Here is a 12,347-nt window from a genome sequence, read left to right on the forward strand (position 1 = left end):
CTAACGCTGCACAAGAGGCTGTAACGAGGAGTAAAATAGAGTCTTTCATATGATTAACGTCCACTGGCTAATGCGCTTGTTAGCCAAGTGCGATTGAGGTTGTATTGATTGGCGGTAAATACAACGTCTGCAATTGACACACCGCCAGAGATTGAACGTCCAGTTGCGACAGCAATACTCCCAATAACAGCACCAGCATAGAACATTGCGGAACAAGCACCAATTACACCGAGGATTTCAAGCTTGGTTCCCGCCACAATAAGTTCTGCTACGGTCACTGTTGGGCCAAATTTGTCTATTTCAGAAAGTATAGTTTTAGCACTTGCTACAGCTAAACCTAACGTGCCAAACAAATTTTCCGGGGCTGGAAGGTTCATGGATTCCATATTTTGCCTAAAATATGAGTAAAAATTGTTTGCCAATTTTTGTTCCTCCTCTTGGCCTTTGCATCGACTCTTTTGGCATCTTATTTCTTCACACGCATGACAACCGCAGAAATTTGTCCGACATCAATGATTCCATCGTAATAATTACGGTCACTTAGCTCTGACAACAGCACAAGCTCTTTGGTGACGGAGCGAACTTTACCGGTCATCTCTTCACCGTGCGCCAGGCGTAGTGTGACCTGCTTTCCTTTGGAGTTTTCCAGTATTTTTTGGATGGTATCTCCTGCTTTGAGGCTCAACTCATCAGCAAAAGCACTCTGGCCCAGCCCCATACAGACCAGAACCATTGCTACAACAACCCATCGATATTTCATATAATCCCCTTTTCCAGTCGTGGAAGACCTCCGAGGTTTAAAAACCTCGGAATCTTCCGATTGAACTTGAAATTATTTGGGTACTGACCAGGAATCTTCAGCTTCAATGCCGTCTGCTTCCCATGTCCACTTAATTTTTTTGTAGGTGAATGAGATGTCTTCCATATGACGGAAAGGCTCGTTGCTTGCCAGAAGCGTAACAGGCATGGAAGGGCGGATGGATACGATGATGGCGTCCTCAAGCACGTGGGTGAAATAATGCTCTTCGGTGCCCTGCTTGGTGATGCGGTACCATTTCAGGGTAACGTTTTTTAGGTGCTCGCCGGTGCAGAGAGCCTGGTAGAGTTTTGGTGAGCTCTTGTCAAACTCTTTGGTGATGGTCAGTGGTCCGTGGACGCGCTTGCCTGTGGCTAGTCCGTCGGTCGGGCTACGCGGAATAGTGACGTCGTGACCCATTGCGTAGACGAGGATGGTCCCCTCACGTCCATGCATGTCGCAGGAACCTTCGATCTTTCCCTGTTTTTCACCGGTTAGGGTGAGGTGTGCGGGCATTGCCATTGTGTACTACCTCCTGTGGTTTAGGTAACGCTATAAGTCACCTTATTATAGAGCCGATGAAAAGGCTTCTATCTGCATTCAGGTTCTTTGAATTCACCCTCAGCGTGCGGCTCACTCCTTATCCAGCTTGCCGACCAATGACAGCGTAAAGTAGGCCCCCATGTATTTGAAGTGGGGGGTGACCTTGAGGCCGACGCGGTACCAACCCGGCTCGCCCGGGACCTCTTCGACCGTTACCTGGGCCTGGCGCAGCGGGCGGCGGCTGCGGACGCCGGGCATGGGATTATCCATGTCAGAGACGTACTGGCGAATCCAGAGGTTGAGCTCGTTCTCCAGGTCGCCCCTTTCCTTCCAGGTGCCGATATGCTCCCGCTGGATGACCTTGAGGTAGTGGGCCAGGCGGCTGACGATGAACATGTAGGGAAGTTGCAGCCCGAGCTTGTAATTGAGCTCGGCCTCTTTTCCCTCTTTGGAATTGCCGAAGAACTTCGGCTTCTGTACAGAATTGGCGGAAAAGAAAGCGGCGTTGTCGCTCCCCTTGCGCATGGTGAGGGCGATGAATCCCTCCTCGGCCAGTTCGAATTCACGTCGCTCCGAGACCAGCACCTCCGTGGGGATCTTAGTCTGGATGGCGCCCATGGCCTCGTATTGGTGAAGCGGCAGGTCATGGACGGCACCGCCACCCTGGGGACCGATGATATTGGCGCACCAGCGGAAATTGGCAAAACTGTCGGTGATCCGGGTAGCGAAGGCGAAGGCCGCATTACCCCAGCAGTACCGTTCATGGCTGTCGGAGACATTTTCCTCGTAAGTGAAACTTTTCACCGGCTTGGTGGCTTCACCGTAGGGCAGGCGCAGGAGGAAGCGGGGAAGCGCCAGTCCCACATAGCGGGCATCTTCGCTCTCGCGGAAGGATTGCCATTTTGTGTACTGGGGACCTTCCAGGATGGAGCTGATGTCCTTCAGGTTCGGCAATTCCGTGTAGTCATCGCACCCGAAAAATTGTGGGGCGGTGGCGGCGATGAAGGGGGCGTGGGACATGCCGGCCACCGCGGCAAGATTCTGCAGGAGTTTGATATCCTGGGGACCGGGGCCGAATTCGTAGTTGCCGATGATGGTGCCGAAGGGCTTGCCGCCAAACTGACCGTACTCGGCCGAGTATATGGTTTTGTAGAGGCCCGATTTAGCCACCTCGGGCGCATCCTCGAAGTCATCCAGCAGATCTTCCTTTGTGGCATGCATGATCTCGATGCGGTTGTTTTCGCGGAAGTCGGTGCGGTCTACCAGAAAGTGCAGTGAACGCCAGGATGACTCCAGTTTCTGGAATTCTGCGTTATGGAGAATTTCGTCCATCTGGCGGCTCAGTTTCCGGTCTATCTCGGCGATCATGTCGTCTAGAATCGCCTTGGACACTTTAGGCGTCTCGGTTCCCGGTTCCAGAAGCTGTGCAATCAGCGCCTCGACCCCTTTTTTAGTGATGGAGTAGGCCTCATCGGCAGGTTGCAGTTTAGTGGCTTGGACGATCTCCTCCAGCAGGGAGGCCTCACCCACGGTCTGGTCATAGGATGCTGCGCTGTTCAATACTGTACTCATGGTTTCCCCCTACCCTTCCGCTAGGCCGATTTCGGCCAAGAGTTTGGTGCGTGTGGCGTCGTCAGTGATCAGTTCCTGAATTTTCCGGCGGAACTCGGGAACATTGGAAAGAGGCCCCTTGAGAGCCCGCAAGGCCTCGCGCAGTTGAAGCAGGGTCTTCATCTCTTCCACTTGTTCGGCAACCGCCTCGGGACCAAAATCCTTGAGGGACTCAACCTTCAGGCTGACGGGAAGTTCTTCCCCTTCCCTGCTCACGAGCCTGTTGGGAACCGACAGGTTGAGCGTGATGCCCTGGGCCTTCATCACATCGTTAAAATTATCCTTGTCGATGGCAACAGGATCACGTTTTTCTATGGGACGATCGTCAGGACGACCGGTAAAATCCCCCATGACCAGCATCTTCAGCGGCAGTTCCACATCCTCTTTTCCGTCCCCGTCAGCTGGACGGTAGACGATGTTTACTCTCTCCTTGGGCGCTACAGATGCTTCCTTACTCATGACTTCCTCCTTTTATTACTGAATCCGAATTATTAACCGACATATATGAACTGATTTTTTGCAGATACTTCTGAACGTTTATCCCTTCGCAAGCCGCACCATTTCCGCCGGATCAAGGCGGGCAATGCGGTGTAGGGTCTCCACGGCCTTCTCCTTGAAATGCGGCTCGGCCTGGGACTCGAATCCATGCCAGGCCAGCTTGAGCCCCTGCAGGGCCAGTGGTGGATCATATTCCTCCAGATTGAAGGACTCAATCTCCTCCATAACCTGTTCCAGATGCGGCAGAGCCAGCCTGGAACGACCGGCATTTACCAGCATCTGGGCCATTGCCAGACGCCAGAGGAGCTTGTCCTTTCGCGATGCACCCTTGCGAAGCCGCTTCTGGACATGCTCTACCGCATCGACAAGCTTGCCCCCGCGTACCAGCCTCTGAGCTTCTTCCATTTCCCGATCAATTTCAGACTCCCGACAAGCGGCCTCGCTTGCCACTACGGATCGTTCGGGTGCAGTTTCCTTGTAAACCAGCCCTGCAAGCCACTGTCGTGTATCCGGGGAAGCGAAGGGGGTGCCGTCGGAGAAAGAGAGTTCTTCAAGGCCGGGCAATCGCTGCAGAAATGAAGCAGTATCGCGGCAGACAGCGTCGCGGGCAGCGGCGAAGCGGTCGCCAAGACGGGAGAGAGCATCGACCGTAAGCCGGTTCAGATCGAGCCAGAAGATGAACTGTATAAGCCGGGCCTCGGACGCCTTCAGCAACGCCTCTCCATCTCCATGTTTTGCCAGTTCCTGGAGCATGGTCTGGACCTGGGGCTCAGGCGCCCCAATCCTGGTACGGCCATTCACTGACGGCGGCATAGCTGTAACCGTAATCCAGGCCGCGACGCGCAGGGATCGGTAGGGAAGAGGACTGGCCGGATCCTGCTGCAGCAATTGGCCGGCAGCTTCACCCATTCGCTTGAGCCCCGCATCGATTACCTCCAATGGGGATGAGATGACATCATCGACTACAGGCATCGGCGGCACCGAAGGGATTCGCAACGGCAGCAGTGGAGTATTGGTGTCATGGGCTGGCTGGGTAATTTTTGCGACCTGGGCGGGCTTCAGCTCCTCGGTGTAAATGTGGCCGGTCAGACGGTCAATCTGTGCCCGGATGGCCCCAAGTGAGGGAGCATTCTCCAGAAGGTTGCCAAGCAAACGCTCGATAGCCGCCAACGATTCGCCGACCACAACCGCTTGCGGGGCGGGCAGTATTTCGTCATCCAGCTGCCTGAGTGCGACCTCGGTTCGCTCGATCCACCACTCGACACTTCGCTGCCGCCCTCGCATCCGTACCGGGTAAAGATCTGCCCAAAAATGTTCCAGCAGATCCCGCCACACTTTGAGCCCGAGGGCAAATCCGTCTCCCTTGCGGGTCTGAACAAGACCCACCGCCAGATAGCTTGCCACCAGCAGGTCTTTCGAGCGGGTTGCAAGGATGTCTGCAGCAAGCCGGACAACCTTCTCCCAGTCAACAGCGCCGGCAACGGCTGGAGAAGTCAGCTTGTCCACCTCTGCCTGAAGGGTATCAAAAAGGGGCTCGTACCGAACGTCCTGCCCCACCGGTTGGTCAGGGCGGACCGGATCTTTCCCAAGACTTGCGATATCCATTGCGTACTCCGTTCCGATGCTGTTTGTTACTCCTCCCGACGCGGAGGTCGACCAGAGCTGGAGAAAATCGCCGGGCGCCAGTGCACGGCGGTAAACGGCCATGAACGAACGTTCCAGGCCTCCCCCCATGAAAAGAGCGTTGGGCACCCCCTTGGCCGAAGCACATGTCAACTGGTGCCAGAGACTCACAAGAGTTATTTTGTCGTTGACCGGTCCCCGATCCAGGGATATCAGCAGCTCTCCTTTACCTCCGTGGGTCGCGGCAAGTCGCTCCAATTCGGGCAGGTCAAGGAAGGAAGCATACGGGTCGCGCTGGGACCCAAGCCGGTTCAGGCCGGTGCGCTGGGCCAGCAGTTCGTCCCACGCCGGGTTCGGTGGGCGCAGGGTCTGAAGCCCTTCCTCCAGTTTCTTCAGATCTTCAAATGTGTTGGTGGCCAGATACTCGATCTGGCACCAGGTCTGCTCACCTGCAAAGGGAAGCAGGTCCCAGCGCTCTTCCCACCCCTCAAGAGGACCGCTCCCCATGATGAACAGGGGATAGGGACGACCAAGGCTGTCGCTGGAAACACGCACCAATCCCAGCACCAGGGACTCTTTGCCAAAGCCCCGGGCCCAGAAGCGCCATGAACAGAACGGAAGCGACGCTTCCTTTTGTCCCGCAAGCAAACGGTAACCACTCTCCACCCAGGTAGTGAGCCCCTCTACAAAAGGGGAGCTTTCACCGAGACGAAAGTAATCTGCCGCTGCCGGATGTTTTCCAAAAGCTGACCAGCGCCAGCCGAAATTTTCTACAATGGGGGTCATGATTCACCTGACTTACAGAATTTGATCTTTCTCGACATCCCACGATGCTTATCGCCATTCTTCGTCTTTGGTCAGTGCCTTTAAAAAACGCATCCGTTCACAGCACATGCATGGGAAATCAACCACATGCACTACCAACTCCGTGCGATCTGCCGGGGCGCCGTAGCACCGGCCATTGCGCCACCCTGCTTGATGACCGCACCGCTGCCGATGAACTGGTAATTGACCCTGATGTGTGTGATCCCCATGCGTGACAGGGCGTCCCGCTCCCCGGGAAATTCACGTGTAGAAAAATTGCGAGAGCCGGAAGAAAACTCCCTGAGGAAATCAGGAAAAGCTTCGGAGCCGCCGTAACGCTTGGTCAGTGCCAGATCCCCCGCTTCGATCTGCAAGATGACGTCGCCGCAGGTGTCGGGAGACCAGTAGAAAGTTTTTCCAACGGGAAAATTACGGTTGACCAGGGTCTGGGTTTGGCCGGCACACTGAACTTCGAGCCTTGTAGCGTGCGGCTTGATCCTGGCATCGGCGTCGGCATCGGTAGGCAGTCCCTTGATTGCTACCGAGTAGTTGGGCTGACGGCCGGCTGCTCCGGCTTGCACGTTGGCGCCTTTGGTCAGGAAGGAGAAAAGGGAACCTTCCAGCGGCAATGAACCGCCAAAGGCTTGCCGCGGGGCATAGCCCGATGCGGAACCACGAATGAAAGGTGCGGCCGGTCCCTTGACAAAGCGCCAGGCGAGACCATCGGCTCCCAACAGTATCGGCCCGGCCTGCTGGGGCGTCATTCCCAGGGTGGCAGCCAAAACCTGTTCCTCCCAGAGAGTCTGAAGCTGACTGGCCGATTCCTGTCGAACATAGCTCCAGAGATAATCAAGGGGTGCGGTAACGAGCCGCCAGAGAGCCTCATCCCCGGCATTTCCCCCCAGGGTAGCCTTCAGGCGGGCCGCGGCGTTCGCTGCTGCATAAAAAGGACTCTTGCCTGTGGCCGGATCATCACCAAAAGTCTGGGTAGCGAGTTGGAACGCCGCCTGCCGGGACGAAGCGGCCGGGGTGATGGCTGTCAGGGCAGACTGGTACTCCTGCCACGTCTTGGATGCTGCCAGCGGCAGTTCGATGTTCTTGGCAACCGCCTCTGCGCCTAACTTCTGGCCAATGGAACCGATCAATCGCTTGCCGCTGTCAGCGGTTTTAGTGACTACGCCAGAGGTCGCGCCGCCGGCTCTGGCTAACTGGAGTGCATAGACCTGGGAAACGAACGGCGGCACGCTTTCTTTGCCGACCAGAACTTCCAGTTCCTGAGTCATCCGGTTCATCAGAGCAAGATAAGGGCTCTGCTCCGTGGCCATCCTGGCTGCCACCTGCTGCCACTCACGATGGCCACGCAGCCGCTCCGATCCACGAGGGAACATGGCGGCAAATGCCTGCCACGATCCGAGACAGGCAGTGCGGTAACCTGCTGCAAAGTTCTGACGGGAAGCGGCCAGCAGGCGCGAATCGCCAAGTGCGGTCTCGACCTCCTGCACAGCTCTGTCCAGTTGTTCCTTGCCTTTGCGGGTGAATGAAGGAAGAACAGTGCGCTCACCGGAGAACGTCACGCTGCCCCCCCAGAAATCCGCCAATGTCACTCCAGGTATGCCGGAATACCGGTCTACCCACGGAGCAAGCCATGCAAGGCTCTGCCCTTTGAGAGGAATTATCTGCCGAAGCCATACCTGGAGCTGGTTCATCTCTTTCGCCAGATCGGGTGAATCCGCCCGCCAGGCGAGGTAATGCAGATAAAGGACGCCAAACTGCTTGCGAGCTTCACTGGCCGATTGGGTTTCGCTGCTGAGGAACGAAACCGAAGCTGCCTGGGGCATCGACTGGAGTTGGCCGACCGGCTTGCCCTCCATGCTGGCCTTGAGGATATTGATCCGCCGGGCGAGGTGAATGGCGTACTGGGCGTAGAGTTCGTCGGGAGTTGCGCCGGAGAGACCGCCAACACCTGCTGCAAGTTGCCGATCATAGGGGATCAGGAAACCGTCCCGAAACTGGCGGCAAAACTTCTCCTTGAGTGCACGCTCGACCTTGACGCTCTCGGTGAGTCCGAAACGGGGAATCCACCATGAGCCATTGCGTTCCTCCACCTTAAGAATGCCCTGGCGGAAGCTATCGAGCACCAGCAGGTCGCTGACCGGATCGCCTGAAAGACGCGAAGTCTTTTCGAACTGGCGAGATACTTCCCTGACGGTGCTCATGTTCTTGACGAACGAGAAGGACAACAGGCCGCACAGCGCCACTCCGCAAAGCATCCATGAAACCAGCCCCAGATTGCCGGTGACGGAACGCCACTGGACTGCCCGGCGGGTAGGAAACAGCAGCCGGCGATCTGCCGGCAGAACCCGGGCGAAGAAGTCATGCAGGAAGAGTCCGCGGCTGGTGCCGGGAAGCTCGGTCCGCTCTGCAACCTGTTCAACTGTTTCACAGAAGCGTGACAGGGGAACTCCCTCCTGACGGCCGCTGGCGAAAAAGAGCCCGCGCAGGATGGGGGTTTCCTGATATGGATTTTCACGAAATGTACCTTCCATGAAGGTGGTGAGGCCGTCGCCAAGTACGGCAAATTCCTCCGGGAAAAGGGTGAGAGCAGGACCTGCCTCCCGTGCGCCGGGCTGGTGCAGAACCTGAAGCCTGAGACTTCTCAATCGTTCGGTGACTCCCGCAAGTGCTTTTGCAGTGAAGGTTGCGACATCTGAAGAGAGTTCGCGGTTTATCATTCCCATCGGCTGGCGCAGCGAGGCGTCGGGAAGCAGGGAAGAGAAGCGATCGATCCCGAGGATCAGGTCGCATTTGGTAACCAGCACATAGACCGGCACCCGAATGCCCAAGGCTCGCATCAGTTCATCGATGCGGCGGCGCATCGTCCGCCCTTCCTCGGCAGTGGTCTCTGGAGATCCATTGAGCAGCCGGTCTGCCGCCACCGTGACAATCAGGCCATTCAAGGGCTCCCGCCGCCGGTATTTGACGAGAAGCGCCAGCAGTTTCTGCCACTCCTCCCGGTCTTTCTCTCCATCAATGGGAACTGCATACCGGCCGGCGGTATCCAGAACAATGGATTCTTCAAAAAACCACCAGTCACAGTTGCGGGTACCGGAGCGATCGGCGCCCCGCGTTGAATCGGTCATGGGAGATGCGAGCCGCGCACTGGCAAGGCTGGTGCTTTTGCCCGATCCGCTTTCGCCCATGATCAGATACCAGGGCAGAACATAAAGGGGATTGCCCTGACGCTTGAGGTGCGACCCCTTTAGGATGGCGATACCTGCCTTCCACTCCTTCATAAGCAGAGAAACATGTTCCTTTTCCCGCCCCCCCATCGCCTGAAGAACGCTTTTATCCTGCTCAACTACTTCCTGGACAAAATACTGCTCCCGACGCCGCAGCAGCAGGGCACGAAGCAGATAAAGACCGACACAGGCGGCGGTAATCAACAGCAGGAGACAGAGGGCGGCCCACCAGGGCCAATTAAGTACCAGAACCACGCCGAAGACGATCAGGCCGACCAGCAGCAGCCCTCCCAGGATGAGTACCCATTTGAATGACTTGAGAAACAGTTCTTTCATCTCAGTACGGCACCGTCCTTAAGAAATTTTCCCCCACGCCGGAAAGCGTGAAGCGGTAGACCAGGAAGAGAATGGCGAACAGGACAACGGGAGCGGCAAGGCATGCGACGGACAAAGGGGAGAAGCGTGCGGGCTGGTGGGTCTGAGCCGTGATGGGAGCCTCAGCCGGCCAGGCATCAGGGAAGAGTTCGGTCCGTTCCAGTGATGGGAGACCGACGGAACTTCCCACGAGCAGCTTCAGCTGTGCCGTCCTGATCTGCTCAAGCTGGTATTCATCACCCTGGGTGCAGTATCGGCCGGTGAAGCCGAGGGCAAGACAGAGGTAAAAAACCTCCCGCGCCTCACGCTGATGCAGCCCCAGACCGTTCAGACGCTCAAAAAACTCCTCACCGGCATCAGTGGTTCCAAAGCATGTGCGCTGCAGCTGTTCCCGCAGCCAGAGATGTTTCTGCTCCCATTGAGACCCCAGCAGCATTTCGTCCACCCAGGCGCAGACTGCAAAACGAGCCAGATCAAAATCTTCCCTGGAGAACTGTCCCTGCCCAACCCGCGATTCGCTCCGGGCAAGAAGGCGAAACACAGATCCCCGCACCACATCATGGGATGGCTGTTTGACAGCCACTGTCTTCAGAAAGTTGGTGACATAGGCGAATAATTCCATGAAACAATCTGTCAGGTGCATCGTGTAGCTCCCATGGGGTGTTCTTTTCCTGTCAGCGCGCCTTTTCCACAACCATCAGCTCCACCTCAAGATCTTCGGGTGCACTGTCCCAGTAAAGGGCAAGGGAATGGTTACGGGACACCAGGTCCCACTGATTGTTATGGTTGTCGACGGCAAAGTAGACGGTATTGGCACGACGCGGCAGTTCCTGGGGGGGCACCGGCAGATAAATCAGCCCAAGGCCCGGCAGGGATCGGGAGGCCAGTACCGGCAAGTGTTCCGGGGCGCTCAGTTTTGCGCTGGTTTCAAGGGAGGTAAGCAAGGTCTGCAGCTCTTCGCCGGTCTTGAGGGACAGGTAATAGCGGCTGCCACCTTCGAGATGGGCCGGCTTCAGATCCCCGGCAAAATAGGCACCGTCGAAGTTTAGCCTCACGACATAGTCCGGTCCGGCGGTCAGTTCATTCAAGAGTTGGGTCACCAGGTCCTGAGCCGCGGAGAAACACTCCCAGATCGCCATATGATCGTAAGCAGGCAGCATCTGATAGCCGCCATCCAGTTCGCCCAGGTGATTAACGCGCAGTGAAAATGAGGAGAGTTCACCGATGAGTTGCCGCAGCGCCCCGTAGACTGCCCAGGGGTGAACCGGTTGGCACTCCGTAAGGTGAAAGAGGAGCGGAACGTGACGATTGAGAGTTCGAAGAGCAAGGAGATAAACCATGTCGCGCGAGCCAAACTCAGCCGTCTGCACCCCCCGTTGCTGCTTGTACTGTTCCAGCTGATGGCTACGCGCCGCCAGCTGATCGCGTATCTCCCGAACCAGCTTTTCCAGCGATGCGCCAGCGCTTATATCCAGACAGGGGGGGACAAAAGAGGGTGAAAGACGAATCGCAGCGCCGAATTTCTCGAGTCGGGCCACGGGGATCAGAAGATAGTCACCGAGTTGCTCCCGCTCATTCTCCCAAAAAACCTTCAGCACATACTGGAGTCGCTTCACCTGGCCATCCGGCCCACCGCCATGCAGGTCCCGCACCTCTTCAGCATCGGTCTGGGCAATAAAGCGGGTTGCCGCCTGTGCCATCTCTTCCCGCCGGGTAATTGTGGTGACATTTGGCTCCATCTCCTGCCACTTTTTCAGTCCAAGATAAACCTGAAGCGGTTTCCCCCCCTCCAGCCAACCTTCCGAAAAATGTCGCGGCTCGATGCGGGCGTTGCCGGGGAGTTCAATATAACTGCCGTCAGGAAAGAGAAAATGCCCTCCCAGGATGCTGAAGCTTCCGTTTCCTAGAGCGCTCTTTTCGATTTCCATCGAGCCGACTCCCCAAAAATGAGGTTGCAGATAATGCTGAAACGGTATCAGCCGGGATTGGACAGCCTGGTCCTGAAGTTGAAAGTGCTGGGGCTGCAGAAAAAGCCCCTGGTGCCAGAATAGCGGTGACTGGATCTTCATCTTTTCTTCCCTGCCTCCTGAATTTCCGGGGTTCCATCTATTGCCGCAGGTCCCAAACGGAGATCAATTGTCAGTTTTTTTGTTGTCTGGATCAGGTTGCCGCCACGCTTTACTTCATCAAGCGGCACAGGATAGGAGCGCGTCACCTGGTCCGTACGCAGGTTGTAATAACCGGCTGCAATATTCACGAAACGGGTTCCCTCGGCTCGATCCATCACTTGAGTCAGCTCTTGTCCCGGCTGAATAATCATCTGCCGAGCCAGGACCACGGAGGGATCAAAGCGGCCACATTCAAGCAGTTTCGTCAGACCATCCCTTTCATTCAGGTACTGGTTGAATGCATTGGTATCACGCAGGTGATAGACGCACAGAAGCAGTGCATGAGAAGTTTTCTGATAAACGTTGAGATGCTTGTCCGCCTTGATATTCAAATTGATTGCATCTTTTTCATACCGCCAATCCGGGGGAACGATGACGAGTGGACCCGAGGAACAGCCGGTCAGCAAAACTGACAGACAGACCAAGGCAGATCCGGCAACAAAATTTCGCATTATGAAACTCCTTGCCCGGTTTAAATGGTTGCAGATACCAGAGACTGGAGCAGAAATCAGTGGCTGCATTACCACTGGAAAAATAGAAGAGCTGTTCCAGAAAAAGTTTTGAAAAATTATTTAATTTTGAAGAAAAACAGCGCTGGATTTGTGGTGCGAAGGGAGGGTATTAATAGAGAGAAAATAACAGACACATTACATAATTCTGAATCATTACCCGCACATTCCGCTGTTTCAG

At 56.0% G+C, this 12,347-nt stretch carries 10 protein-coding genes; all 10 read right to left on the reverse strand.

The features are described 5' to 3' along the window. Positions 1-53 precede the first annotated feature (53 nt). The 10 genes from KJB30_RS13370 to tssJ all read right to left on the reverse strand — a co-directional run bounded on the left by KJB30_RS13370 (position 54) and on the right by tssJ (position 12,109). Positions 54-422 carry a hypothetical protein gene (locus tag KJB30_RS13370; RefSeq protein ID WP_214300123.1) on the reverse strand — a complete coding sequence of 123 codons (369 nt, stop codon included), beginning with the start codon at positions 420-422 and terminating at the stop codon, positions 54-56. Between the two features lie 44 nt (positions 423-466). Then, positions 467-760 carry a hypothetical protein gene (locus tag KJB30_RS13375; protein WP_214300125.1) on the reverse strand — a complete coding sequence of 98 codons (294 nt, stop codon included), beginning with the start codon at positions 758-760 and terminating at the stop codon, positions 467-469. A gap of 72 nt (positions 761-832) precedes the next feature. Beyond that, a complete protein-coding gene (locus KJB30_RS13380; protein WP_214300127.1) occupies positions 833-1,318 on the reverse strand; it encodes an Hcp family type VI secretion system effector in 486 nt (161 codons plus the stop codon). Between the two features lie 111 nt (positions 1,319-1,429). Beyond that, positions 1,430-2,911: a type VI secretion system contractile sheath large subunit gene (gene tssC, locus KJB30_RS13385; RefSeq protein WP_214300129.1), complete on the reverse strand. Its 1,482-nt coding sequence runs from the start codon at positions 2,909-2,911 to the stop codon at positions 1,430-1,432. Positions 2,912-2,920: 9 nt separating this feature from the next. Beyond that, entirely contained in the window at positions 2,921-3,409 is a 489-nt protein-coding gene (gene tssB / locus KJB30_RS13390; RefSeq protein ID WP_214300131.1) for a type VI secretion system contractile sheath small subunit, read from the reverse strand. A 78-nt stretch (positions 3,410-3,487) separates the two neighbouring features. Further along, a complete protein-coding gene (gene tssA, locus KJB30_RS13395) occupies positions 3,488-5,857 on the reverse strand; it encodes a type VI secretion system protein TssA (protein ID WP_214300133.1) in 2,370 nt (789 codons plus the stop codon). Between the two features lie 131 nt (positions 5,858-5,988). Next, positions 5,989-9,450, reverse strand: coding sequence for a type VI secretion protein IcmF/TssM N-terminal domain-containing protein (locus tag KJB30_RS13400; RefSeq protein ID WP_214300138.1), 3,462 nt, complete (start codon positions 9,448-9,450; stop codon positions 5,989-5,991). Between the two features lies 1 nt (position 9,451). Next, positions 9,452-10,132 carry a DotU family type IV/VI secretion system protein gene (locus KJB30_RS13405; RefSeq protein ID WP_214300140.1) on the reverse strand — a complete coding sequence of 227 codons (681 nt, stop codon included), beginning with the start codon at positions 10,130-10,132 and terminating at the stop codon, positions 9,452-9,454. Between the two features lie 31 nt (positions 10,133-10,163). Continuing rightward, entirely contained in the window at positions 10,164-11,558 is a 1,395-nt protein-coding gene (gene tssK, locus KJB30_RS13410) for a type VI secretion system baseplate subunit TssK (RefSeq protein WP_214300147.1), read from the reverse strand. Next, on the reverse strand, positions 11,555-12,109 hold the full coding sequence (gene tssJ / locus KJB30_RS13415) for a type VI secretion system lipoprotein TssJ (RefSeq protein WP_214300149.1): 555 nt from the start codon (positions 12,107-12,109) through the stop codon (positions 11,555-11,557). The genes tssK and tssJ overlap by 4 nt, the downstream gene beginning before the upstream one ends. Positions 12,110-12,347 lie beyond the last annotated feature (238 nt).

This window comes from Pelotalea chapellei (assembly GCF_018531195.1).
In the GTDB taxonomy this organism is placed as follows: Bacteria; Desulfobacterota; Desulfuromonadia; order Geobacterales; family Pseudopelobacteraceae; genus Pelotalea; species Pelotalea chapellei.

Coding starts and splice junctions, on each gene's coding strand:
- KJB30_RS13400 (WP_214300138.1), bottom strand. CDS start 9,450: ATGAAAGAACTGTTTCTCAAGTCATTCAAATGGGTACTCATCCTGGGA.
- KJB30_RS13405 (WP_214300140.1), bottom strand. CDS start 10,132: ATGCACCTGACAGATTGTTTCATGGAATTATTCGCCTATGTCACCAAC.
- tssA (WP_214300133.1), bottom strand. CDS start 5,857: ATGACCCCCATTGTAGAAAATTTCGGCTGGCGCTGGTCAGCTTTTGGA.
- tssB (WP_214300131.1), bottom strand. CDS start 3,409: ATGAGTAAGGAAGCATCTGTAGCGCCCAAGGAGAGAGTAAACATCGTC.
- KJB30_RS13375 (WP_214300125.1), bottom strand. CDS start 760: ATGAAATATCGATGGGTTGTTGTAGCAATGGTTCTGGTCTGTATGGGG.
- tssC (WP_214300129.1), bottom strand. CDS start 2,911: ATGAGTACAGTATTGAACAGCGCAGCATCCTATGACCAGACCGTGGGT.
- tssK (WP_214300147.1), bottom strand. CDS start 11,558: ATGAAGATCCAGTCACCGCTATTCTGGCACCAGGGGCTTTTTCTGCAG.
- KJB30_RS13380 (WP_214300127.1), bottom strand. CDS start 1,318: ATGGCAATGCCCGCACACCTCACCCTAACCGGTGAAAAACAGGGAAAG.
- tssJ (WP_214300149.1), bottom strand. CDS start 12,109: ATGCGAAATTTTGTTGCCGGATCTGCCTTGGTCTGTCTGTCAGTTTTG.